Origin of the sequence: Streptomyces sp. NPDC090083 (genome assembly GCF_044747445.1) — a bacterium.
Taxonomy (GTDB): Bacteria; Actinomycetota; Actinomycetes; order Streptomycetales; family Streptomycetaceae; genus Streptomyces.
Map to the genome: position 1 here is coordinate 78,506 of NZ_JBIVED010000019.1, position 22,018 is coordinate 100,523.

22 protein-coding genes are annotated in these 22,018 nt (G+C 70.3%); 4 read left to right on the forward strand and 18 right to left on the reverse strand.

Annotation, left to right across the window (positions count from 1 at the left end):
* Positions 1-42: 42 nt before the first annotated feature.
* Both ACIPTO_RS41140 and ACIPTO_RS41145 read right to left on the reverse strand, forming a co-directional pair.
* On the reverse strand, positions 43-1,245 hold the full coding sequence (locus tag ACIPTO_RS41140) for a PLP-dependent aminotransferase family protein (RefSeq protein ID WP_401200637.1): 1,203 nt from the start codon (positions 1,243-1,245) through the stop codon (positions 43-45).
* A gap of 68 nt (positions 1,246-1,313) precedes the next feature.
* Positions 1,314-2,216 carry an SAM-dependent methyltransferase gene (locus tag ACIPTO_RS41145; protein ID WP_366326962.1) on the reverse strand — a complete coding sequence of 301 codons (903 nt, stop codon included), beginning with the start codon at positions 2,214-2,216 and terminating at the stop codon, positions 1,314-1,316.
* A 271-nt stretch (positions 2,217-2,487) separates the two neighbouring features.
* Between ACIPTO_RS41145 and ACIPTO_RS41150 the strand changes: the two genes are divergently transcribed.
* Positions 2,488-2,673 carry a hypothetical protein gene (locus tag ACIPTO_RS41150; RefSeq protein WP_366326960.1) on the forward strand — a complete coding sequence of 62 codons (186 nt, stop codon included), beginning with the start codon at positions 2,488-2,490 and terminating at the stop codon, positions 2,671-2,673.
* Positions 2,674-2,696: 23 nt separating this feature from the next.
* Here the strand turns inward: ACIPTO_RS41150 and ACIPTO_RS41155 are convergent, their stop codons facing one another.
* The 7 genes from ACIPTO_RS41155 to ACIPTO_RS41185 all read right to left on the reverse strand — a co-directional run bounded on the left by ACIPTO_RS41155 (position 2,697) and on the right by ACIPTO_RS41185 (position 10,137).
* Entirely contained in the window at positions 2,697-3,062 is a 366-nt protein-coding gene (locus ACIPTO_RS41155; RefSeq protein ID WP_366326958.1) for a DUF805 domain-containing protein, read from the reverse strand.
* A gap of 273 nt (positions 3,063-3,335) precedes the next feature.
* Positions 3,336-4,328, reverse strand: a complete 993-nt coding sequence (gene hemB / locus ACIPTO_RS41160) for a porphobilinogen synthase (protein ID WP_366326956.1) — start codon at positions 4,326-4,328, stop codon at positions 3,336-3,338.
* A gap of 201 nt (positions 4,329-4,529) precedes the next feature.
* Complete coding sequence (locus tag ACIPTO_RS41165) at positions 4,530-6,239, reverse strand: uroporphyrinogen-III synthase (RefSeq protein WP_401200643.1); 1,710 nt, start codon at positions 6,237-6,239, stop codon at positions 4,530-4,532.
* The gene (gene hemC, locus ACIPTO_RS41170) at positions 6,236-7,195 is read right to left on the reverse strand and encodes a hydroxymethylbilane synthase (protein ID WP_366326952.1); all 960 of its coding nucleotides are present in this window, start codon (positions 7,193-7,195) and stop codon (positions 6,236-6,238) included. The genes ACIPTO_RS41165 and hemC overlap by 4 nt, the downstream gene beginning before the upstream one ends.
* Complete coding sequence (locus ACIPTO_RS41175) at positions 7,192-8,904, reverse strand: glutamyl-tRNA reductase (protein ID WP_401200646.1); 1,713 nt, start codon at positions 8,902-8,904, stop codon at positions 7,192-7,194. Before ACIPTO_RS41175 ends, hemC begins: the two co-directional genes overlap by 4 nt.
* Positions 8,901-9,662 (reverse strand): redox-sensing transcriptional repressor Rex, encoded by a 762-nt coding sequence (locus ACIPTO_RS41180; RefSeq protein ID WP_366326948.1) that lies wholly within the window; start codon positions 9,660-9,662, stop codon positions 8,901-8,903. The genes ACIPTO_RS41175 and ACIPTO_RS41180 overlap by 4 nt, the downstream gene beginning before the upstream one ends.
* Positions 9,663-9,897: 235 nt before the next feature.
* Complete coding sequence (locus tag ACIPTO_RS41185) at positions 9,898-10,137, reverse strand: glutaredoxin family protein (protein ID WP_266769718.1); 240 nt, start codon at positions 10,135-10,137, stop codon at positions 9,898-9,900.
* Between the two features lie 114 nt (positions 10,138-10,251).
* Between ACIPTO_RS41185 and ACIPTO_RS41190 the strand changes: the two genes are divergently transcribed.
* The 3 genes from ACIPTO_RS41190 to ACIPTO_RS41200 all read left to right on the forward strand — a co-directional run bounded on the left by ACIPTO_RS41190 (position 10,252) and on the right by ACIPTO_RS41200 (position 13,742).
* Positions 10,252-11,196, forward strand: a complete 945-nt coding sequence (locus ACIPTO_RS41190; RefSeq protein ID WP_366326946.1) for an HAD-IB family hydrolase — start codon at positions 10,252-10,254, stop codon at positions 11,194-11,196.
* Between the two features lie 315 nt (positions 11,197-11,511).
* A complete protein-coding gene (locus ACIPTO_RS41195) occupies positions 11,512-12,285 on the forward strand; it encodes an ECF subfamily RNA polymerase sigma factor, BldN family (protein ID WP_366326944.1) in 774 nt (257 codons plus the stop codon).
* A gap of 233 nt (positions 12,286-12,518) precedes the next feature.
* A complete protein-coding gene (locus ACIPTO_RS41200; protein WP_366326942.1) occupies positions 12,519-13,742 on the forward strand; it encodes a DUF5667 domain-containing protein in 1,224 nt (407 codons plus the stop codon).
* A 230-nt stretch (positions 13,743-13,972) separates the two neighbouring features.
* Here ACIPTO_RS41200 and ACIPTO_RS41205 read toward each other — a convergent pair whose 3' ends face one another.
* The 9 genes from ACIPTO_RS41205 to ACIPTO_RS41245 form a co-directional block, all read right to left on the reverse strand.
* Positions 13,973-15,052 carry a lysophospholipid acyltransferase family protein gene (locus ACIPTO_RS41205; RefSeq protein WP_366326940.1) on the reverse strand — a complete coding sequence of 360 codons (1,080 nt, stop codon included), beginning with the start codon at positions 15,050-15,052 and terminating at the stop codon, positions 13,973-13,975.
* A 14-nt stretch (positions 15,053-15,066) separates the two neighbouring features.
* Positions 15,067-16,128: an NAD-dependent epimerase/dehydratase family protein gene (locus ACIPTO_RS41210; protein ID WP_366326938.1), complete on the reverse strand. Its 1,062-nt coding sequence runs from the start codon at positions 16,126-16,128 to the stop codon at positions 15,067-15,069.
* Positions 16,129-16,322: 194 nt separating this feature from the next.
* Complete coding sequence (locus ACIPTO_RS41215) at positions 16,323-16,421, reverse strand: 30S ribosomal protein bS22 (RefSeq protein WP_003948845.1); 99 nt, start codon at positions 16,419-16,421, stop codon at positions 16,323-16,325.
* 111 nt (positions 16,422-16,532) lie between these two features.
* Positions 16,533-16,745, reverse strand: a complete 213-nt coding sequence (locus ACIPTO_RS41220) for a helix-turn-helix domain-containing protein (protein ID WP_004984898.1) — start codon at positions 16,743-16,745, stop codon at positions 16,533-16,535.
* 129 nt (positions 16,746-16,874) lie between these two features.
* Positions 16,875-17,690: a phosphatase gene (locus ACIPTO_RS41225; protein ID WP_401200653.1), complete on the reverse strand. Its 816-nt coding sequence runs from the start codon at positions 17,688-17,690 to the stop codon at positions 16,875-16,877.
* 355 nt (positions 17,691-18,045) lie between these two features.
* The gene (locus ACIPTO_RS41230; RefSeq protein ID WP_401200656.1) at positions 18,046-19,218 is read right to left on the reverse strand and encodes an acetoin utilization protein AcuC; all 1,173 of its coding nucleotides are present in this window, start codon (positions 19,216-19,218) and stop codon (positions 18,046-18,048) included.
* Complete coding sequence (locus ACIPTO_RS41235) at positions 19,169-20,380, reverse strand: MFS transporter (RefSeq protein WP_401200658.1); 1,212 nt, start codon at positions 20,378-20,380, stop codon at positions 19,169-19,171. The genes ACIPTO_RS41230 and ACIPTO_RS41235 overlap by 50 nt, the downstream gene beginning before the upstream one ends.
* A gap of 67 nt (positions 20,381-20,447) precedes the next feature.
* Positions 20,448-21,143 (reverse strand): VC0807 family protein, encoded by a 696-nt coding sequence (locus ACIPTO_RS41240; protein WP_401200660.1) that lies wholly within the window; start codon positions 21,141-21,143, stop codon positions 20,448-20,450.
* Positions 21,144-21,236: 93 nt separating this feature from the next.
* Positions 21,237-21,881: an HAD family hydrolase gene (locus ACIPTO_RS41245; protein ID WP_401200662.1), complete on the reverse strand. Its 645-nt coding sequence runs from the start codon at positions 21,879-21,881 to the stop codon at positions 21,237-21,239.
* Positions 21,882-22,018 lie beyond the last annotated feature (137 nt).

Genomic DNA, 22,018 nt, shown 5'->3' on the forward strand with positions numbered 1-22,018 from the left:
GCGCACCGCGGCGAGTTGGAATCCCCCCATCAGGTCACCAGGTCAGCCCGCGAGTCCCGCCCCCAGCCTCCGGAGTCCCTCCCGGATCTCCCCCGGCGTCTGCGTCACGAAGCACAGCCGCATCGTCGAACGCTCGGCCTCCCCGGCGTAGAAGGGCGCACCCGGGACGTAGGCGACGTCCTGGCGCACCACCCGCGCCAGCAGTTCCGTCGTGTCGTACGACTCCGGGAGCCGCGCCCACAGGAACATGCCGCCCTCGGGACGCTCCCAGCTCGACCCCTCGGGAAGGGAGTCGGGCAGGCCCGCGAGCATGGCGTCGCGCCGGTCCCGGTACACGGACGCGACGCGGGCCACATGCGCGTCGAGGTCGTTGTCCGCCAAGTACCGCGCGGCGGCGAGCTGGTTGACGGTCGGGGTGTGCAGATCGGCGGCCTGCTTGGCGACGACGCAGGCCCGCAGCAGGTCACTCGGCGCCCGCAGCCAGCCCAGCCGCAGGCCGGGGGCCATCACCTTGGAGAAGGAGCCGAGCAGGACCGTGCGGTCCGCCGCGCCCTCCTGGGCCGCGATCCACGGCAACCGCTCGCCCTCGAAGCGGAGTTCGCCGTACGGATCGTCCTCCACGATCCACAGCCCGCGCCGCGCGGCGACCTCGGCGACGGCCGCCCGGCGGTCGGCGGGCAGCGTGCGGCCGGTCGGGTTCTGGAAGGTGGGCACGGTGTAGAACAGCTTCGGCCGCTCCCGCCCGACGAGTTCGTCCAGCGCCTCGGGATCGACGCCGGCCGCGTCACCCGGCACGGCGACGATCCGCGCACCGGCGAACGCGAAGACCTGAAGTGCCGCCAGATAACAGGGCTGTTCGACCAGGACCACGTCCCCCGGCTCCAGCAGTGCCGTCGCGAGCAGCGAGAGCGCCTGCTGCGAACCGGTGGTGACGAGCAGGTCGTCGGCACCGGTGGCCAGCCCGCGGGCCGAGGTCCGCGCGGCCAGGGCGGTACGCAGCACCGGCTCGCCCTCGGTCGTGGCGTACTGGAGCGCCCGCGCGGGCGTCTGCGTGAGCACCGCCTGATACGCGGCGGCGATCCCGGCGGCGTCGAAGAGTTCGGGGGCCGGGAGCCCGCCCGCGAAGTTGATCACCTCGGGGCGGGCGGTCACGGCGAGGATGTCCCGCACCGGCGACCCCCCGATCGCACGGGCGCGCGCGGCGAGCGGGGGCAGGGGGACGGCGGGTGTCTCGGTGACGGTCATGGCGGACAGCGTAGGAAGGTACGTGCCGTATACAAGCGGGTTTCCGCGATCCGGACAGGCCCCCGCGCTCAGGCCTTCGTGCCGGTCGCCCCGTAGACGTTGATGTCGTCGTCCGTCACATCGTTGATGTCCCGGTAGGTGATCTTCTCGATGTCGTCGAGGCTCTCGAAGTACGCCTGTTCGACCGCCGCCGGCGCGGGCGCGGGACCGGGGTGCCACTTGTGCACCGGGAGCACACCGGGCTCGTCCAGGGTGACGTCCGGGGTCTCGGTGAAGAACCGCTCGACCTCGTCCCTGTTCCGGAACACGAAGGTGAACCCCCGCTCCGTGTAGGTCCGCTGGACCGCGCGGGCCGGGACCGGGTGCATCTCGTCGGTGAGGTGGCTGAGCACCAGGTGGCTGCCGGACGGCAGCACGTCCACCAGCTCACGCACCAGCGGGTAGGCCTCCTCGTCCTCGACGAAGTGCAGGATCGCCACCAGCAGCAGGGCCACCGGCCGGCTGAAGTCGAGCGTCTTGGCGGCCTGTTCGAGGATGTCGGCCGGGCGGCGCAGATCGGCGTCGATGTAGTCCGTGCGCCCCTCGGGGGTGCTGGTGAGCAGGGCGCGGGCGTGCGCGAGGACCACCGGGTCGTTGTCGACGTAGACGATCCGCGCCTCGGGGTCGATGTCCTGGGCGATCTGGTGCACGTTCTCCGCGGTGGGCAGCCCGGTGCCGATGTCGAGGAACTGGCGGACCCCGTGCTCCTGCGACAGCCGGGTGACCGCGCGGCGCATGAAGTCCCGGTTGTGCCGTACGTCGAGGTAGCCGCGGGGGTTGGCGGCGAGCGCCGCGGCGGCGGCCTCGCGGTCGACCGGGTAGTTGTCCTTGCCGCCGAGGAAGACGTCGTAGACCCGGGCGGGGTGGGCCTTGGTGGAGTCGATCCTCCTTCTCAGCTCGGCGGGGTCTTGGCTGAGGGCGTCACCGGGCATCCGCGTCTCCCAGAAGAGTGGTCGTACGAAAGGCAGCAGGAGCAATGGCCAACAACCTAACCCCCGCCGGGACTTGATGGTGCCCAAGTCCGGCCCGCGGCCCCCGGCCCTCTTCCCGGCGTCCCACGACGTGCCTGCGCGGACCGGCGTCCCCGCAGGTCAGCGCGGGCGGGACGGCCCCGGCGTCCCGGATCCGCCGACAGCCGTGGACCCGGGCCCGCCCCACCGCCCAAGCTGCACCTGACGACGCTTCGCTTCCACAGGGGGACCCATGCCGGCCCGCACCACCCGCACCCGCACCCGCACCCGCCCGCTCACCCGCACCCGCGTCCGCGTGCTGGCCGCGACGGCGGCCGTGCTCGCCGCGCTGCTGCTGTCGGGCTGCAAGGACGGCACGGGCGTACGCGACGAGGGCCCGTCGGGCGTGACCCCCACCTCGACGGGGTCGACGCCCTGACGGGCCCTCGGTGACGCGTGCGATCAGACGTGCGTCGGAACGCCGTCGATCTCCTTCGGGTTCGGGCCGTACTGGTTGACGCCGGGCTGGCTGTCCGAGCAGGTGAAGACCAGCAGGATGATGCCGCCGACGAACGGGACGAACGAGATGAAGAACCAGCCGCCCGAGCGGCCCGTGTCGTGCAGCCGGCGGACGGTGACGCCCAGGCCGGGCAGCAGGATCGCCAGGTAGAAGAGGACCACGAGGTACGGGAACTTGATCGCCACGCCGATGATGCCCAGGACGATCGCGATGATCGCCGCGAACAGCGCGAACATCCAGTACTCCTTGCGGCGCGCGCGCCCGCTGAATACCGCGTACTTCTTCAGCACCTCGATGAACCAGCTCATGGTGTCCCCCAGGGATCGACATTCCAGACCGTCCGGAACGGATCAGGCCAGGCGCAGAAGGTATGGACCGTGATGCGCACGCGTCAAATCCGTATAAGTGCCGGACGAGGAAGGCCATTTGGGGTCAGAACCACCCACACCAACCGTCGATTTCACGCCAGGACACGTTCCGGCCGCCGGACCGAGACCACCCCGACGCCGGAACGATCTCGAAGCGTTGCCTGTTGACGGGAGTTCAGCAGGGTCACGAACGACCGGCTGAGCCCCGGGAGTTCAGCGGAGCTTCTGCGCCGCCTCCACCGCCCAGTACGTGAGGATGTTCTGCGCCCCGGCCCGCTTGATCCCGGTGAGAGCCTCGAAGATCGCCTGGTCCCGGTCGATCCAGCCCTTCTCGGCGGCGGCCTCGATCATCGAGTACTCGCCGGAGATCTGGTAGGCGGCGACGGGCACGTCCACGCTCTCGGCGACCTTGGCGAGGATGTCGAGATAGGGCCCGGCCGGCTTGACCATCACCATGTCGGCCCCCTCCTCCAGGTCGAGCGCCAACTCCCGCATGGACTCACGGGCGTTGGCCGGGTCCTGCTGGTACGTCCTGCGGTCCCCCTTGAGCGAGGAACCGACGGCCTCACGGAACGGCCCGAAGAACGCGGACGCGTACTTCACGGTGTACGCGAGGATCGCCACGTCCTCCCGCCCGATCTGGTCGAGCGCGTCCCGGACGACCCCGATCTGCCCGTCCATCATCCCGCTGGGCCCGACGACATGGGCCCCGGCATCCGCCTGCACCTGGGCCATCTCCGCGTACCGCTCAAGAGTGGCGTCGTTGTCGACGCGCCCCTGCTCGTCCAGCACCCCGCAGTGACCGTGGTCGGTGGTCTCGTCCAGACACAGATCGGACATCACGAGCAGCTCGTCCCCGACCTCGGCCCGCACATCGCGCAGAGCCACCTGCAGAATCCCGTCAGGATCGGTCCCCGCGGTCCCCAGAGCGTCCTTCTTGGACTCCTCGGGCACCCCGAACAGCATGATCCCGGAGATCCCCGCCGCGACGGCCTCGGCGGCGGCCTTCTTCAGACTGTCCCGGCTGTGCTGCACGACCCCGGGCATGGCCCCGATCGGCACCGGCTCGGAAACCCCCTCCCGCACGAACGCGGGAAGGATGAAGTCGGCCGGGTGCAGCCGGGTCTCGGCGACCATCCGCCGCATGACGGGGCTGGTCCGCAGCCGCCGGGGGCGCGAGCCGGGAAAGGATCCGTACGTCGTCATGACGTCTACGCTACGCCCGGCCCGGGGACGCCTTTGCCGACGGTGAGTCGGTGATCAGTCGGTGACCTTTTCAGCACAGGTCGGCACGATCCAGCCCGTCCGGCGATTGAGGACGAGGCCCTTTCGGGGCCGAAGCGGGAGTGTGGGGGCGCAGCGCCCCACGGACGCCCGCCCCCACTCACCGCAACCGCGAACGCGACCTCAGGTGGTGGTCCGCCGCCGCCGCGCACCCGGCCGCCGCTCACTGGGCCGGGTCACAGGATCCCCCGCCTCCTGAGCCGCGGCCCGCCGACGGAGCCCGAAGTTCGCCAACGCCTCGGCCAGCTTGTGCACGGACGGCTCCGGAGCCATCACGTCCACCCGCAGCCCGTGCTCCTCGGCGGTTTTCGCCGTGGCGGGCCCGATACAGGCGATCACGGTCACGTTGTGCGGCTTCCCGGCGATCCCCACCAGGTTGCGCACCGTGGAGGACGACGTGAAGAGAACGGCGTCGAAGCCACCCCCCTTGATCGCCTCCCGCGTGTCCGCCGGCGGCGGCGACGCCCGCACGGTCCGGTACGCGGTCACGTCGTCCACCTCCCACCCGAGCTCGATCAGCCCGGCGACCAGCGTCTCCGTGGCGATGTCGGCCCGCGGCAGGAACACCCGGTCGATCGGATCGAAGACGGGGTCGTACGGCGGCCAGTCCTCCAGCAGCCCGGCCGCGGACTGCTCCCCGCTCGGCACCAGATCCGGCTTCACCCCGAAGGCGATCAGCGCGTTCGCGGTCTGCTCCCCCACCGCGGCGACCTTGATCCCGGCGAACGCACGCGCGTCCAGCCCGTACTCCTCGAACTTCTCCCGCACGGCCTTGACCGCGTTCACCGAGGTGAAGGCGATCCACTCGTACCGCCCGGTGACGAGCCCCTTGACCGCCCGCTCCATCTGCTGCGGCGTCCGCGGCGGCTCGACGGCGATCGTCGGCACCTCGTGCGGTACGGCGCCGTAGGACCGGAGTTGGTCGGAGAGCGACGCCGCCTGCTCCTTCGTACGCGGCACGAGGACCTTCCAGCCGAACAGCGGCTTGGACTCGAACCACGACAACTGGTCGCGCTGCGCGGCGGCGGACCGCTCACCGACCACGGCTATCACCGGCCGGCCGCCGTCGGGGGACGGCAGCACCTTCGCCTGCTTCAGCGTCTGCGCGATCGTCCCGAGGGTCGCGGACCAGGTCCGCTGACGAGTGGTCGTACCAGCCACCGTGACGGTCAGGGGCGTGTCCGGCTTACGGCCCGCGGCCACCAGCTCACCGGCCGCCGCGGCCACGGAGTCCAGGGAGGTGGACACGACGACCGTGCCGTCCGACGCCCCGACCTCCGTCCAGCACCGGTCCGAGGCCGTACGGGCGTCCACGAACCGGACGTCCGCGCCCTGCGCGTCCCGCAGCGGGACACCGGCGTACGCGGGCACGCCGACGGCCGCGGCGACACCGGGCACGACCTCGAAGGGAACACCCGCGGCGACGCAGGCGAGCATTTCCTCGGCGGCGTACGTATCTAGTCCGGGGTCCCCGGACACCGCACGCACGACCCGCCTGCCGCCCCGCGCGGCCTCCATGACAAGATGTGCCGCATCCCGCACGGCGGGTAGGCCAACGGTCGTTGACGCGCCGTCAACAACCGTTAGTTGAGGCGTGCCTGTGCCCGGGAGCGAGTCCGAAGAAGGACCCGCGTCCGGATGCACGACGGCCACACCGGGTCGGGCGTGCGCACGGACGACGTCGAGCACCTCGTGCTCGGCGACGAGGACGTCCGCGCTCGACAGCGCCTCCACGGCGCGCAGAGTGAGCAGTCCCGGATCTCCGGGTCCGGCACCCAGGAAGGTGACGTGCCCGTGTTCAGGACCGGCGGCGGGAAGAGTGGTGGGGCTCACTTGGCTTGCTCCCCCATCAGACCGGCCGCGCCCTGGGCGAGCATCTCGGCGGCGAGGTCGCGACCGAGCGTCAGCGCTTGGTCATGCGTCTCGGGCACGGGACCGGTGGTGGACAGCTGCACCGTACGCGAACCGTCGGTCGTGCCGACTATTCCGCGCAGGCGCATTTCCTTGACAATCTGCCCGTCGGCCAGAAGGTCGGCGAGCGCGCCCACAGGGGCGGAACAGCCGGCCTCCAGGGCGGCGAGCAGGGACCGTTCGGCGGTCACGGCGACCCGGGTGAGCGGGTCGTCGAGTTCACCGAGCGCCGCGATCAGGTCCGCGTTGTCCGCGGCACACTCGATCGCCAGGGCCCCCTGGCCGGGGGCGGGCAAAATCGTGTCGACCGACAGGAAGTCGGTCACTTCGTCGATCCGGCCGATCCGGCTGAGTCCGGCGGCGGCGAGGACCACGGCGTCCAGCTCACCGTCCCGCACGAAGCCGACGCGGGTGTCGATGTTCCCGCGGATCGGGACCGTCTCGATGTCGAGCCCGTGGCTGCGCGCGTACGCGTTCAGCTGGGCCGTGCGGCGGGGGGAGCCCGTACCGATGCGCGCCCCGCGGGGCAGGTCGGTGAACTTCAGGGCGTCCCGGGCGACGATCACGTCCCGCGGGTCCTCGCGCTCGGGGACGGCGGCGAGCGCCAGCTCGTCGGGCTGCGTGGTCGGCAGGTCCTTCAGCGAATGAACCGCGAAGTCGACCTCACCACCGAGCAGCGCGTCCCGCAGCGCGGTCACGAAGACCCCGGTGCCGCCGATCTGAGCGAGGTGCTCGCGGGAGGTGTCGCCGTAGGTGGTGATCTCCACGAGCTCGACGGGCCGTCCGGTCACCTGGCTCACGGCGTCCGCCACCAACCCGGACTGGGCCAGGGCAAGTCTGCTCCGCCTGGTCCCGAGTCTCAGTGCCTGCTTACTCATACTGGCCCTCGGTTCTTGCTGTTCTCGTGCTCAGAGTCTTGTCGGGCCGTGGAGACGGAGGCCACCGTCTCCTGGTCGAGGTCGAACAGGGTGCGCAGCGCGTCCGCGTACCCGGCGCCGCCGGGCTCGGCCGCGAGCTGCTTGACCCGCACGGTCGGCGCGTGCAGCAGCTTGTCGACGACACGGCGCACGGTCTGGGTGATCTCCGCGCGGTGCTTGTCGTCGAGGCCGGGCAGCCGTCCGTCGAGCCGGGCGATCTCACCCGCGACGACCTCGGCGGCCATGGCACGCAGGGCGACCACGGTCGGCGTGATGTGCGCGGCCCGCTGGGCTGCCCCGAAGGCCGCGACCTCGTCGGAGACGATACGCCGGACCGCGTCCACGTCGGCCGCCATCGGAGCGTCTGCCGAGGCGTCCGCGAGCGATTCGATGTCGACCAGCCGCACTCCGGCCAGCCGGTGCACGGCCGCGTCGACGTCCCTCGGCATCGCGAGGTCGAGGAGCGACAGCGCCGGTGCGGGGCGCGGGATGTGGGCCACGGGCTCGGGCCTGCGCCGCTCGGGGATGCGTCCGACGGTCGCGGCCATGGCGGCGAGTCCGGCGATGAGCTCCGCCTCGGCCTCCGGCGTCCGCCGGGCCGCCTCGCGCCGGTCGAGGGCCGTGCCACCGGCCCAGGCCGCGTGCTGCTCCAGCGTCGCCGCGTCCATCCCGGCCACGGCGGCCTCCCCCATCACGGAGAAGCCGCTCGCCCCCTGCACCGCGGACAGGTCCAGCGGACACCCGTCCTCGGCCCCGACGGACGTCGGCGGAAGCTCTTCGCGTACGTCGTCCACGAGGGCCGCGGGTCCGGCGGTGGCGTCCTGGGGCACCCGGCCCGCCACGGCCTCGGCGACCGCGTCGGCCGTCAGGACCAGGCCCGTCGCGCCCGTGCAGGACACGGCGACATCGGCACGTGTCAGCTCGAACGGCACCGAGTCCATCGGTACCGCGCGGGCGGACACGTCCGTTTCGGGGCTGTCGGTGATGATCTGGGCGAGCCGCTCGGCGCGGTCGGCGGTGCGGTTGGCGACGACGATCTCGGCGACCCCGGCACGCGCGAGGGTCGCGGCGGCCAGCGACGACATGGAGCCGGCGCCGATGACCAGGGCGCGTTTCCCCCTGGCCCAGTCCTCGACCGCCGTGCCGGAGGACAGCTGTTGAAGACCGAAGGTGACCAGGGACTGGCCCGCGCGGTCGATGCCGGTCTCGGAGTGGGCGCGCTTGCCGACCCGCAGGGCCTGCTGGAACAGGTCGTTCAACAGCCGCCCGGCGGAGTGCAGTTCCTGCGCCTTGGCGAGGGAGTCCTTGATCTGGCCGAGGATCTGGCCCTCGCCGACGACCATCGAGTCGAGGCCGCAGGCCACCGAGAAGAGGTGGTGGACGGCCCGGTCCTCGTAGTGCACATAGAGATAAGGAGTGAGCTCGTCCAGGCCGACGCCGCTGTGCTGGGCGAGCAGCGTGGACAGCTCCGCGACGCCCGCGTGGAACTTGTCCACGTCGGCGTAGAGCTCGATGCGGTTGCAGGTGGCCAGCACCGCGGCCTCGGCGGCCGGTTCGGCGGCCACCGTGTCCTGGAGGAGCTTGACCTGGGCGTCCGCGGTGAGCGTGGCCCGCTCCAGGAGACTGACCGGCGCGCTGCGGTGGCTCAGGCCGACGACGAGGAGACTCATGCCGGCATCACGGCGGGGACGTCCCCGTCAGGGCCCTGCTCGGCGGAGTCACCGCGGCGCGCGTCGGCCGGGTGCGCCGCCTGGTTGGCGGCCTCCTCACCGGCCTTGCGCTGCTCGTGGAAGGCGAGGATCTGCAGCTCGATCGAGAGGTCGACCTTGCGGACGTCGACACCGTCCGGGACGGTCAGCACGGTCGGCGCGAAGTTCAGGATGGACGTGACACCGGCGGCCACGAGACGGTCGCAGACGGGCTGGGCGGCACCGGCGGGGGTCGCGATGACGCCGATGGAGACGCCGTTGTCGCTGATGATCTTTTCCAGCTCGTCCGAGTGCTGCACCGGGATGCCCGCGACGGGCTTGCCGGCCATCGCCGGGTCGGCGTCGATGAGGGCGGCGACCCGGAAGCCGCGGGAGGCGAACCCGCCGTAGTTGGCGAGGGCGGCGCCGAGGTTTCCGATACCGACGATCACGACCGGCCAGTCCTGGGTGAGGCCCAGCTCGCGGGAGATCTGGTAGACGAGATACTCGACGTCGTAGCCCACACCGCGGGTGCCGTAGGAGCCCAGGTACGAGAAGTCCTTGCGCAGCTTCGCGGAGTTGACCCCGGCGGCGGCCGCGAGCTCCTCGGAGGAGACCGTGGGCACCGAGCGCTCCGAGAGTCCGGTCAGCGCGCGGAGGTACAGCGGAAGACGGGCGACGGTGGCCTCGGGAATCCCTCGGCTACGGGTCGCCGGTCGGTGAGTTCGGCCAGTTGCCACGGTGCTCCTGCGGGTAGAGCGGGGCTGTGGGCGGTCACACGTACCCAGACCGCCCCGTCGGAAGCAGGCTATGTCTTTGTGAACGCGTGCACAAAGATGGTGTCCGATTTGCCCGGCCAACGTGACCGGGGTCACGCCCGGTATTCCAGGGGGCAAAACCGCCACACTCCTCGTAATTCCCGCCCCCGAGACCAAACCGCCGTCGATCCTAAGCGACGTTCGGGTGCGCGTTGAACTACTTGGTCAGTTCCCGGCGCAGACGGCCCTCGTCCACCCGCCAGAAGGTGTGCTGTTCACCATCGATCAGGACGACCGGAATCTGCTCCCAGTACGCGTCGTGCAGGCGCTGGTCCTCGGTGATGTCCTTCTGTTCCCAGGGGACCCCGAGATCGGCGCAGACCTTCTCCACGACGAGCTGCGCGTCCTCGCACAGATGACAGCCGGGCTTGCGGATGAGGGTGACGAGATGACTCATGCACACCATTCTCGCGCCACCGGTGCACTTCTTTAACGGCCCGGTCGCGGAGAGTTCACAGCCTCCGAACCTCTCGGCTCCGGAACCACCGAACAAACTGGCTATGCTCACGACATGGCCGCTCTCGGATGGCTCACTCCCCGTAGGCGCTCCGCCACGGCGCGGAGCGTGTTGGCAGGCGAGGCCTCTGCGGAGGCAGCGCGCAAGTCGTCGCAGGACGCCCAGGACATACAGGACGCCCTCGCGGAGGAGAAAGCGGCGGAGGAACCGGAGTTCCCGGTCCTCGGCGACGACAGAGCGGCCGCGTTCTTCGATCTGGACAACACCGTCATGCAGGGCGCGTCGATCTTCCACTTCGGCCGCGGCCTGTACAAGCGGAAGTTCTTCGAGACCCGCGACCTCGCCCGGTTCGCCTGGCAGCAGGCGTGGTTCAGGCTGGCCGGCTCCGAGGACCCCGAGCACATGCAGGAGGCGCGCGACTCCGCACTGTCCATCGTCAAGGGCCACCGCGTCGCCGAACTCCAGTCGATCGGCGAGGAGATCTACGACGAGTACATGGCCGAGCGCATCTGGCCCGGCACCCGCGCCCTCGCCGAGGCACACCTCGCCGCGGGCCAGAAGGTGTGGCTCGTCACAGCGGCCCCGGTGGAGATCGCCAACGTGATCGCCCGCCGCCTCGGCCTCACCGGCGCGCTCGGCACGGTCGCCGAGTCCGTCGACGGCGTCTACACCGGCAAACTGGTCGGCGAACCCCTGCACGGCCCCGCGAAGGCCGAAGCGGTACGGGCGTTGGCGGCGGCGGAGGGCCTGGACCTGTCCCGCTGCGCCGCGTACAGCGACAGCCACAACGACATCCCGATGCTCTCGCTGGTCGGCCACCCCTACGCCATCAACCCGGACTCCAAGCTGCGCAAGCACGCGCGCGAGCTGGACTGGCGGCTGCGCGACTACCGCACGGCCCGCAAGGCGGCCAAGGTCGGCATCCCGGCGGCGGCCGGCGTGGGCGCGGTGGCGGGCGGCACGGCCGCGGCGATCGCATTGCATCGCCGACGCCGGTGACGCGGTAAACACAGCCAATCCACGGGTCTTACCCGCGTAACCGCCTGTCCAGTCACGTTGGCTGCACACGGCCACAACACGCCCCGGTCCCTGACTGAATTCGGACCGTTCTGATCAACAACCGGTCACTCTGCGGTACTTGATCGGGCGCCAACCGGTTACGGAAGCGACGTAATCGATGATTTGAGCAACTGGGTGTAGCAGCGCCTGCACGAAGCGTTATTCTCCTCAGACGCAATCCGGTACCCCTCCGTCGCTACGACGGGTGAATGTTCCGGTACTGCACGTGATGGAAGCTCTGCCTCTGGGAGTCCCGTGTACCCACACGTCGGGGTTGACGCCTCGGGCCTGGCTACGCTGCGCGCAACGGTCCAAGACCTGTTGCGCGGCTTCGTCCCCACCGCGTACGCCGTCCCCGCCGCCTTCGCCACCACCGCACCCGTAGGCCCGTGCTACGCACTGGCCGACGGCGGCGCGGCCGTCGGCAGAAGAGGGCGCGCGGCCGGTGCCGCCACCGCACGCCGTCCGGCCGCTGACAGCGACAGCGGCCGGATGATGGACCTCGTGGAGCGCGCCCAGGCCGGCGAAGCCGACGCCTTCGGCCGCCTCTACGACCAGTACAGCGACACCGTGTACCGGTACATCTACTACCGAGTGGGAGGCAAAGCCACCGCCGAGGACCTCACCAGCGAGACCTTTCTGCGCGCCCTGCGCCGCATCGGCACGTTCACCTATCAGGGTCGGGATTTCGGCGCCTGGCTGGTGACCATCGCCCGCAACCTCGTCGCCGACCACTTCAAGTCGAGCCGCTTCCGGCTGGAAGTGACCACCGGCGAGATGCTCGACGCCAACGAGGTCGAGCGCTCCCCCGAGGACTCCGTCCTGGAGTCCCTGTCGAACGCCGCGCTGCTCGACGCCGTGCGCCGACTCAACCCGCAGCAGCAGGAGTGCGTCACACTCCGCTTCCTCCAGGGCCTCTCCGTCGCGGAGACCGCCCGGGTGATGGGCAAGAACGAGGGCGCGATCAAGACCCTCCAGTACCGGGCCGTGCGCACGCTCGCACGACTCCTCCCGGACGACGCCCGCTGACCGCACACGCTCGGTGACGCCCAACTCGCGCTCAGTGAAAGTCCGTTGAGTTCGCGGTCGGATCATCCGTCGTCCGTAACCCAAGTGCCGCGCCACTCGTTGTGCGGGATACAGGCTCCCTGTGGTCACACCCCGACCCTCTCCGATCACTCGATCGTGTGGATGCGGTCAGGAGGTGCAACCCTCAGGACCCCCTGGGGAGTCGACCGTCATGACGAGAGGAGGTGCCGCCAGTGATCGCGAACGTATCGGCGCACCGGCGGGCGAACGCCTTCGCCCAGGCCCTGGATGAGGAGCAGTCCGACCGGGGTACGGCGGCCGAGCAGTCCGAAGGACCGGCTCCGGCCACCCCGGCTGCTGCGGAACAGACCGAGCAGGGCCGCATGCTGGCCTTCGCCGCCGGTCTGGGCGAGCTGCCCCAACCCGTGCTGGACCCCGAGGTCAAAGTCGTCCAGCGGGCCCAGCTGGTCGCCGCCTTCGAGGCCATGCTGCAAGGGGGCGAGGCACCAGGACCTTCGGTACCGGAACAGCGTTCCCCCCGGTCCAAGGGCGCGCACCGGGCCACCGGTCTGGGCAAGCTGCGACCGCGCTCCCGGCTCACCAAGGGCCTCGCGGCCGGCGGACTGAGCGTCGGGGTCGCCGCGGGCGCCTTCGGCGGAGTGGCCGCGGCGAGCTCGGGCGCCCTGCCCGGCGACTCGCTCTACGGCCTGAAGCGCGGCATCGAGGACTTCAAGCTCAACTACCTGTCCGACGGCGACGACCAGCGCGGTGTGGCCTACCTCGACCAGGCGTCCAACCGCCTGAGCGAGGCACGCCGGCTGATCGAGCGGGACCGCGGCGGACACCTCGACCACGAGCAGCTCGGCGAGATCCGCCGCACGCTCGCCGGGATGACGCACGACGCGTCCGAGGGCCACCGCCTGCTGCACGAGGCGTACGAGCAGGACCCGAACTCGCTGGGCCCCATCCAGGCCCTCTCCGCGTTCTCCCGCTCGCACCGCGAGGCCTGGGGCGCCCTGCGCGACCGCCTCCCCGTCCAGCTCGGCGACGTCAGCGACCAGGTCTCCTCGGTCTTCGACGCCATAGACGAAGAGGTCGCCCCGCTGCAGTCCCTGCTCCCCCAGCCGCCCTCCACGGCCCCCGGCACCGGCAGGCACCGCGCACCGGGGACTCCGTCCACGGGAGGCGGCAAGAGCGACACCCGCCGCTCCACCACACCGAGCGCGCCGGACGGCTCCGCGGAGACCAGCCACTCCAGCACCCCCAGCGAGTCCGCCGGCTCCGGCGAGGGCCTCCTCGGCGGCAGCACGGGCGGCCTCCTGGACCCGCCGAAGACCTCCGGCACGGAGTCGCCGTCCGCGAACAAGCCGTCGATCCCCGAGCCCGACGTCACCCTGCCGCCACTCCTCCCGGGCCTCCTGCCCGGCCTGGGCATCGACAGCGAGGACGCGAACTAGCTCCGCCGGTAAAGCCCCGGGCGCCCCTCCCAGGAGGAGCGCCCACCGGCCCGCAGCCAAGAACCCCGCCGCCTCAAAGGGGCGCGGGGAACTGCGCGACCAGCACCTCACCGACCCGCAGCCAAAAACCCCGCCCGCTTCAAAGGGGCGCGAGGAACCGCGCAGCCAGCCCCACCGCCCCGCACCCAAAAACCCCACGGAACCGGCGGAGCCACCCGCGCACGGGAAAGCTAGAAGAACACCGACCGCCGCTGCACCAGCAGCTTGTACAGCGTGTGCTGGATCTGCTCCCGCACCTGGTCCGTGAGATTGAACATCAGCATCGGATCCTCCGCGGCCTCCGGCGGATAGCCGTCCGTGGGGATCGGCTCACCGAACTGAATCGTCCACTTCGTCGGCAACGGGATCGCGCCGAGAGGCCCGAGCCACGGAAACGTCGGGGTGATCGGGAAGTACGGGAAGCCCAGAACCCGGGCCAGCGTCTTGGAGTTGCCGATCATCGGGTAGATCTCCTCCGCGCCCACGATCGAGCACGGGATGATCGGCGTGCCCTTGCGCAGGGCTGTGGAGACGAAGCCGCCGCGGCCGAACCGCTGAAGCTTGTAGCGCTCGCTGAACGGCTTGCCGATGCCCTTGAAGCCCTCCGGCATCACCCCGACCAACTCGCCCCGGCCCAGCAGCCGTTCCGCGTCCTCCGCGCACGCGAGGGTGTGCCCGGCCTTGCGGGCGAGTTCGTTGGCGACCGGCAGCATGAACACCAGGTCGGCCGCCAGGAGGCGGAGATGGCGGCCCGCGGGGTGGTTGTCGTGGACGGCGACCTGCATCATCAGCCCGTCCAGCGGCAGCGTCCCGGAGTGGTTGGCGACGATCAGTGCCCCGCCCTCGGCCGGGATGTTCTCGATGCCCTTGACCTCGACCCGGAAGTACTTCTCGTACAGCGGGCGCAGCACCGACATCAGGACCTGGTCGGTCAGCTCCTCGTCGTAGCCGAAGTCGTCGACCTCGTAGTCCCCGGTGAGCCGGCGGCGCAGGAACGACAGGCCGTGGGCGATCCGGCGCTCCAGACCGCTCTGCGCGCCCTGGACGCCTTGGACTCCCTCGTCGTGCGGCTGCTCCGGCTCCTGTTCCTCGCGTGTCACAGGAACATCATCCTGCCCGGCGGCCACACCCGGCAGGGGCTGGACCTCATGGACCGGCGCGGACTCGCCGTTCTTGCGCCGGATCCCCGGGCTCCGGCGCCGCTGCGGCCGCTGCACGCCGTTCGCGCGGGACCGGTCGTCGTCGAACGGAATGACCTTGGCATCAGCCATCGTTGATGCGCTCCTCAGTTGGCGCTCGGCGTCGGGGGACGGCCGCTGTCCGGCCGGGACAGCGCGGCGAGCCGGTCGAGGCCACCCGCCACGGCCTCCGGTGGCAGCAGCCCCGGGCCCTGGCTCCGCGCGAAGTCGGCGAAGGTCTCGGCGGTCGTGTACTTCGGCCTGTACCCCAGCGTCTCGCGCATCTGGACCGTCGACACGACCCGGCCGTGGGTGAGCAGCCGGATCTGTTCCGGGGAGAAGTCCGACATCCCCAGCGTACGCACCAGGGAACCGGCCCAGGTGACCGCCGGCAGCAGCAGCGGCACGGTCGGGCGGCCCAGGCGCCGGGAGCACTGGGAGAGCAGCAGGACGCCGTCCCCGGCGATGTTGAAGGTGCCGCTGTTGAGCGTGCCCCGCTCCGGGTCGTGCGAGGCGATCCGCAGCACGTCGATGACGTCGTCCTCGTGCACGAACTGGAGCCGCGGGTCGTAGCCGAACACCGTCGGCAGGACCGGCAGCGAGAAGTACGACGCGAGCGGCGAATCCGCCGTAGGACCAAGGATGTTGGCGAACCGCAGCACGCACACGGCGACATCGGGCCGGCGGCGGGCGAAGCCGCGCACATATCCCTCGACCTCGACCGTGTCCTTCGCGAAGCCGCCGCTCGGCAGGGACTTCGGCGGGGTTCCCTCGGTGAACACGGCGGGATCACGCGGCGCGGACCCGTAGACGTTGGTGCTGGACTTCACCACCAGGCGCTGCACGACCGGCGACTTCTGGCAGGCGCCCAGCAGCTGCATGGTGCCGATGACGTTGGTCTCCTTGACCGTGGTCCGGCTGCCGCTGCCCAGGGCGGTGCCCGTCACGTCCATGTGGACGACCGTGTCGGCGCCCGACTCGGCGAGCACGCGCGCGATGGTGGGCTGCCGGATGTCGGCCTGGATGAACTCCGCGCCGCCCAGATGATGCCCGGGCGCGACCGCGTCCACCGCGATCACCCGGTCCACCTGCGGGTCACGCTGGATCCGTCGTACGAACCGGCCCCCCAGCTGACGGGCCACTCCGGTCACGAGCACGACCTTCCCCAAGATCAGCGCCTTCCTTCTGAGTTACCCGTGTGCGGCCAACCTAGCGGTTGGGTGTTGCGCTGTGATGACCGCCCGACCGACGACATTCCGAGTACCCGCGAACGGCGCGGTCGGACATGGCATCGGACATAACTGTGGCCCCCCACCGCATGCGGTGGGGGGCCACAGGAGACGCTCTCGCGGCGCCGCGTCGCCTACTTCTTGTTACGACGCTGAACGCGCGTGCGCTTCAGCAGCTTGCGGTGCTTCTTCTTAGCCATCCGCTTGCGCCGCTTCTTGATAACAGAGCCCACGACTACCCTCGCTCACTTCTCATCACTCGGTGCTGGGCATCATGGGCCCATACGACCTACAAGGGGCCAGCCTACCCGTCCGAGCGCTGAGGTCGTAATCGAGGTGTCGCCTCAGGCCGTCTCCACCCCCACATAACTCTCGCGAAGGTACTCGTGTACCGCTTGCTCGGGGACGCGGAAGGACCGCCCCACCCTGATAGCGGGCAGATGACCGCTGTGCACCAGCCGGTACACGGTCATCTTCGACACTCGCATCACCGAGGCGACCTCCGCCACGGTAAGGAACTGAACCTCGTTCAGAGGCCTCTCGCCAGCTGCAGCCATGACACACCTGAACCTTCCGCACTCGACGGTCACCGGCTTCCCCTTCCGGTGACTCTTCGTCGTTGCGTGCTCACTCCCCAATGTAGGGGCGTGTGATGCGAGTGGGGAAGAGGTGCACCCATCGGCGGCCTACTGTGACAGACACGCTCGATTGAGTACGTAGCGGGTGAGCGGACGGTAGTAATCGGACCGCACCGCGTCATCAAGTGGAACGGCCACGGACACCGATCCCTCGGCCTCACCCACGAACAGCGCGGGGTCGTCGGTATCCGCGAGCCCAATGGCCTCGAACCCCAGCTGACCTGCTCCGCAGACCCATCCGTGGTCCCCGATCACCAGCTCCGGAAGCGTCCCGCCGGCCTCCGCCGCCGCACCCAGCACGATCCGAACCGGCAGCGGCGAGTGCGTGTGTGCGCCCGGCTCACGCCCGGAGTGTTCGGGCCCCGGTTCACGGACCAGCGCGACGCCCTGTACGTAGTCAAGGTTGTAGGTGCGTAGACCGAACTGGGTCGTTATGTCGACACAGTGACCCTGCGCCGGGGTGAGAACAGCACATCCCGCCGCCGACAAGGCGTCCGCCAACGAGGCGTAGAACTCAAGCAGCCGATGCGGATGCCCGGTACCGAGAAGCACCGCCCCGCTGCGCTGCGCCACCGCGCCCACCCGGTCGGCGAAGGCGTCCAACGCGGCCAGAGTCCGTCCCGGATCGATCACATCATGCCCGGAAGTGTGCGCCGGGTCGGCCGAAACCCCACACTTGTCCGCCATCAGCCCGATCAAGTCCCGCTGCCCCCACGTCCATTCGGGATCGAGCCCGATCAACACCCGGGGGTCGCGGGCCGCGAAGGCGCGATAACTCCGCAGGCTCTCCTCCCGCGAGGTGGCCACGGGTCCGGCCAGCCGGGCGGCCAGCAGATGGGCGCGGAGGGCGCCGGTGCTCAACACGAGCCCGATGGTGACGGACCCGGCGACCGCCCACCGCGAAAACCCCGGAAACACCGCGCAGTTGGCGTAACACCGGTGACAGGCCGACGACAGAGAAGGCCACCGCAGCCGACCTGACACGGGAATCGACACCGAGGGCGGTGCGCGGAGGACCCGTCTCCGGCACCCTCCAAACCGCGGCCGGAATTATTCAGCCCGTCCGGCGTTTGAGGACGAGGCCCCTTCAGGGCCGACGGGGGTCTGGGGGCGCAGCCCCCAGGAACAGCCACCCCCACTCACCCGCACCGCACAACCACCGCCACCCTCACCTACGCTCACCCACCCGCTCCCCCACCCGCACAACCACTCACCCCACCTACGCCAACAACCCCCGCAACGGAAACACCGCCCGCCGAGCCGCCAACACCGCCTGATCCAGCCGATCCGCAGGGTCATACCCCGACTCCCAGTCGGCGTAGCCCACCGGCCACCGCCCATCAGTCATCCGCTGCGGCCCCAACTCCCGCGTCCGAGCGAACACCTCCTGCCGCCACCCCGCAGGGATCATCGCCTCCGGCAGAATCTCCCGCCCCGCGGCGATCGCGACGAGATGCGTCCACGACCGCGGCACGACCTCCACCACGGCATAACCACCCCCACCGAGCGCGACCCACTTCCCGTCCGCGTACTCGTGCGCCAGCTCATGACACGCGACCTGCACGGCCCGCTGCGCGTCCAGCGACACCGCGAGATGCGCCAGCGGATCCTCGAAGTGCGTATCCGCACCGTGCTGCGAGACCAGCACCTGCGGCCGGAAGTCCGCGATCAGCTCCGGCACGACGGCGTGGAACGCCCGCAACCACCCCGCGTCCCCGGTCCCCGCGGGCAACGCCACGTTGACCGCGGCCCCCTCCCCCGCCCCGCCCCCGGTCTCCTCGGGCCACCCGGTCTGCGGAAACAGGGTCCGCGGATGCTCGTGCAGGGAGATCGTCAGCACCCGGGGGTCCTCCCAGAACGCCGCCTGGACCCCGTCCCCGTGATGCACGTCGACGTCGACGTAGGCGACCCGCTCCGCCCCCAGCTCCAGCAGCCGGGCGATAGCCAGCGAGGCGTCGTTGTAGACGCAGAACCCCGACGCGGACCCGGGCATCGCGTGATGCAGCCCGCCGGAGAAGTTCACGGCGTGCAGGACGTCCCCGCTCCACACCGCCTCGGCGGCTCCCACGGACTGCCCGGCGATCAACGCCGACACCTCGTGCATCCCGGCGAAGGCAGGATCGTCCGTGGTCCCGAGCCCGTACGACCCGTCCGCCGAGTCCGGATCCGCCGAGGCCGCCTTCACCGCCTCGACGTAGTCCTCCCGGTGGACCAGCCGCAACGTCGAGTCACCGGCGGGCTTCGCCGCGACGACGTCCAGGTCCTTGTCGAGCCCGAAGGCGTCGACGAGTCTCCGGGTCAGGGCGAGCCGGACGGGATCCATCGGATGGTCCCGGCCGAAGTCATAGCCCGTTACTGCCTCGTCCCACATCAGCTGTGCGCGCCCGCTCATGCCCGTCACCGTACCGGCCCGCCTGGGGCGCGAACGAGCGGGCGTACACCAACGTCACCAGCACCAACACCATCGGCACGAGCATCGCCCCGCGGTAGCTCCAGGCGTCGCCCAGCGCCCCCACCAACGGCGAACCGATCAGGAAGCCGACGTAGTTGAACACATTGAGGCGGGCGATGGCCGTGTCCGAAGCCCCCGGGAACAGCCGCCCGGCCGCCGCGAACGTCTGCGGCACCAGCACGCACAACCCGAGCCCCAGCAACGTGAACCCGAGCATCCCGACCCCGGCCCCCGGCGCCACGGCCACCACGGCGAACCCCAGCGCGGCCACCACCGCCCCGAGACGTACGACGGCCACGGCCCCGAACCGCCGCACCCCGAGGTCCCCGATCCCCCGCCCGAGCAGGCACATCACCATGTAGACGTTGTACGGGACGGTCGCCACCTGCTCCGAACTGCCCAGCACGTCCTTCAGGTACTTGGCGCTCCAGTTGGAGACGGTCGAGTCCCCGATGTAGGCGAAGGTCATCACCAGGCACAGCGGCAGCAGCAGCTTGAAGACCAGCGGCCCGGCCTCCGTGCCCTCCGCCTCACTCCCCGGCGCACCCCCGTCGACGTACCACCGGCTCCCCACCAGCGCGGCGGGCAGCAACACCACCACGACCGGCAGATACGACATCCACAGCGCGAGATGCCAGTGCGCCCCGGCCCACGCCAGCGAGGCCCCCACGATCCCGCCCAGGCTGTACGCGGCATGGAAACTCAGCATGATGCTGCGCCCGTACGTCCACTGCAGGCTCACCCCGAGCATGTTCATCGAGGCGTCCAGCGCACCCACGGCGAGCCCGAACACACCGAGGGAGACGGCCAGTTCGGCCATGCTGTCGCCCGCCCCGACGCCGAGCAGCGCCAGCAGGACCACCGGCTGGGACCAGCGCAGCAGCACGCTGGGCCGTATTCGCTTCACCAACTGCTCGGTGGTGACGCTGCCCACGCCGGCGAGGATCGGCACGGCGGCGAGGAAGACGGGCAGCAGCCCGTCCGAGACCCCGTACCGGTCCTGGATCGCCGGGATGCGCGTCACGAGCAGCGCGAAGGTGGCGCCCTGAGCGAAGAAGCTGAACGCCAAAGAGGCCCTACCGCGCCGCAGCACATCTGTCATGGCGGCGAGCGTAAGGGCCCCGGCGTACTCGTGGGTAGATCCAGCCAAAGATGAATTCCGCTCAGCTTTACCGAGCGACGGCCAGCGAGGGCATCACCGCAGGTGCGGGCGCCTCCGACGCCTTCAGCTCCGCCTCGATCATCTCCGCCATCGGCCCCACGGCGACACCGCCACTGATCACGGACGTCACGGCGATCGTGCCGATCATCACGACCGTGCCGAGCCACACCATGGTGTCCACGGGCAGCGTGTACACACCGACGATCCGCGCGACGCACTCCGCGAGCAACATCACACCCCACACCAGCGAGAACCGCCGCTCGGCCCGCTGAAAAGCCGCCGAGCCACTCAGCAGCCGCTCGAACGCGGCATCCCGCGCCGGGTCCCCCTTCACCAGGAAGGGCTTCATCCCGGCGGTCATCATCGGCTTCCCGATCACCACGGACACCAGGATCCCGATCCCTACGGCACTGCTGACCCCGCTGTCCTTCGCGAGCATCAGCCGCGGGTCCCCGGCCACGAAGCTGAGCAGCAGCCCGACCACGTTCACGAACAGGATCAACGCGGCGAAGGCGTTGATCGTCCGCTCGGCGACGACCCCCCACACGGTCCGCACCGCCGGCACGACACTGCTCCACCCCAGCGCCGCCACCGTGCTCATCCCGAACGCACTCTTGAGCAGGTAGTACGACCCGATCGGCACCGCCACGTCCATGAGGAGCGGCGCGAAGTTCTTCTTCAGGGAGCCCGTGTTCGTCGTCATGCCCTCAGCTTCCCGCGAGGACCCGACCCGCCAGTAGAACCGATCGTCCGGAGCTAGGCATGACAAATGTCAGCGCCCGGACGCTGCCCGGGGTCATTCCAGCAGGTCAACCAACTGCCCCATGTCACCGAAGAGTTGAGTGACCCCCACCAGCCGCTCAGCGGGAGTCATGGCAGTGAACCCGTACACGTCCATCCCCGCGGCAACAGCCGCCCGCACCCCCAGCGGACTGTCCTCGACGACGACACAGCGCTCCGGCGCCACACCCATCCGCTCGGCCGCGTACAGGAAGAGATCCGGCGCCGGCTTCCCCCGCCCCACGTCCTCGGAGCTGAAGACCCTCTCGTCCTCGAACCACGCGTCCAGCCCCGTCGTCCGATGCCCCACCCGAATCCGCTCATGGCTCCCGGACGACGCCACGCAGTACGGCACCCCGTCCGCGACCAGCCGCTCCAGCACCTCGACGGCCCCGGTGACCGGCTTCAACTCCCGCTCGAACGCGGCGAACACCCGCGCGTGAAAGACATCGTCGAAGTCGTCCGGCAACCGCTCCCCGGTGCGCTCCTCGACGAGATCGTGGACGCGGTGCATCGCGGAACCCATGTAGTCACGGAGGGACTCCTCGTAGGAGGTCGGATGCCCCAGCTCGGTCAGATAGCCGGCCAGCAGCCGGTTGGAGATCGGCTCACTGTCGACGAGGACACCGTCGTTGTCGAAGATCACGAGATCATAGCGCATACCGTCGAGCCTAAACGCAGAAAACCCCTGTACCGAATAAATGGTACAGGGGTTCTCACACAATTTGTTCGGCGGCGTCCTACTCTCCCACAGGGTCCCCCCTGCAGTACCATCGGCGCTGTAAGGCTTAGCTTCCG

Coding starts and splice junctions, on each gene's coding strand:
- ACIPTO_RS41140 (WP_401200637.1), bottom strand. CDS start 1,245: ATGACCGTCACCGAGACACCCGCCGTCCCCCTGCCCCCGCTCGCCGCG.
- ACIPTO_RS41205 (WP_366326940.1), bottom strand. CDS start 15,052: ATGGCTGATGCCAAGGTCATTCCGTTCGACGACGACCGGTCCCGCGCG.
- ACIPTO_RS41150 (WP_366326960.1), top strand. CDS start 2,488: ATGCCGGCCCGCACCACCCGCACCCGCACCCGCACCCGCCCGCTCACC.
- ACIPTO_RS41185 (WP_266769718.1), bottom strand. CDS start 10,137: ATGAGTCATCTCGTCACCCTCATCCGCAAGCCCGGCTGTCATCTGTGC.
- ACIPTO_RS41155 (WP_366326958.1), bottom strand. CDS start 3,062: ATGAGCTGGTTCATCGAGGTGCTGAAGAAGTACGCGGTATTCAGCGGG.
- hemC (WP_366326952.1), bottom strand. CDS start 7,195: ATGAGTAAGCAGGCACTGAGACTCGGGACCAGGCGGAGCAGACTTGCC.
- ACIPTO_RS41175 (WP_401200646.1), bottom strand. CDS start 8,904: ATGAGTCTCCTCGTCGTCGGCCTGAGCCACCGCAGCGCGCCGGTCAGT.
- ACIPTO_RS41235 (WP_401200658.1), bottom strand. CDS start 20,380: ATGACAGATGTGCTGCGGCGCGGTAGGGCCTCTTTGGCGTTCAGCTTC.
- ACIPTO_RS41220 (WP_004984898.1), bottom strand. CDS start 16,745: ATGGCTGCAGCTGGCGAGAGGCCTCTGAACGAGGTTCAGTTCCTTACC.
- ACIPTO_RS41145 (WP_366326962.1), bottom strand. CDS start 2,216: ATGCCCGGTGACGCCCTCAGCCAAGACCCCGCCGAGCTGAGAAGGAGG.
- ACIPTO_RS41245 (WP_401200662.1), bottom strand. CDS start 21,881: ATGCGCTATGATCTCGTGATCTTCGACAACGACGGTGTCCTCGTCGAC.
- hemB (WP_366326956.1), bottom strand. CDS start 4,328: ATGACGACGTACGGATCCTTTCCCGGCTCGCGCCCCCGGCGGCTGCGG.
- ACIPTO_RS41190 (WP_366326946.1), top strand. CDS start 10,252: ATGGCCGCTCTCGGATGGCTCACTCCCCGTAGGCGCTCCGCCACGGCG.
- ACIPTO_RS41240 (WP_401200660.1), bottom strand. CDS start 21,143: ATGACGACGAACACGGGCTCCCTGAAGAAGAACTTCGCGCCGCTCCTC.
- ACIPTO_RS41230 (WP_401200656.1), bottom strand. CDS start 19,218: ATGAGCGGGCGCGCACAGCTGATGTGGGACGAGGCAGTAACGGGCTAT.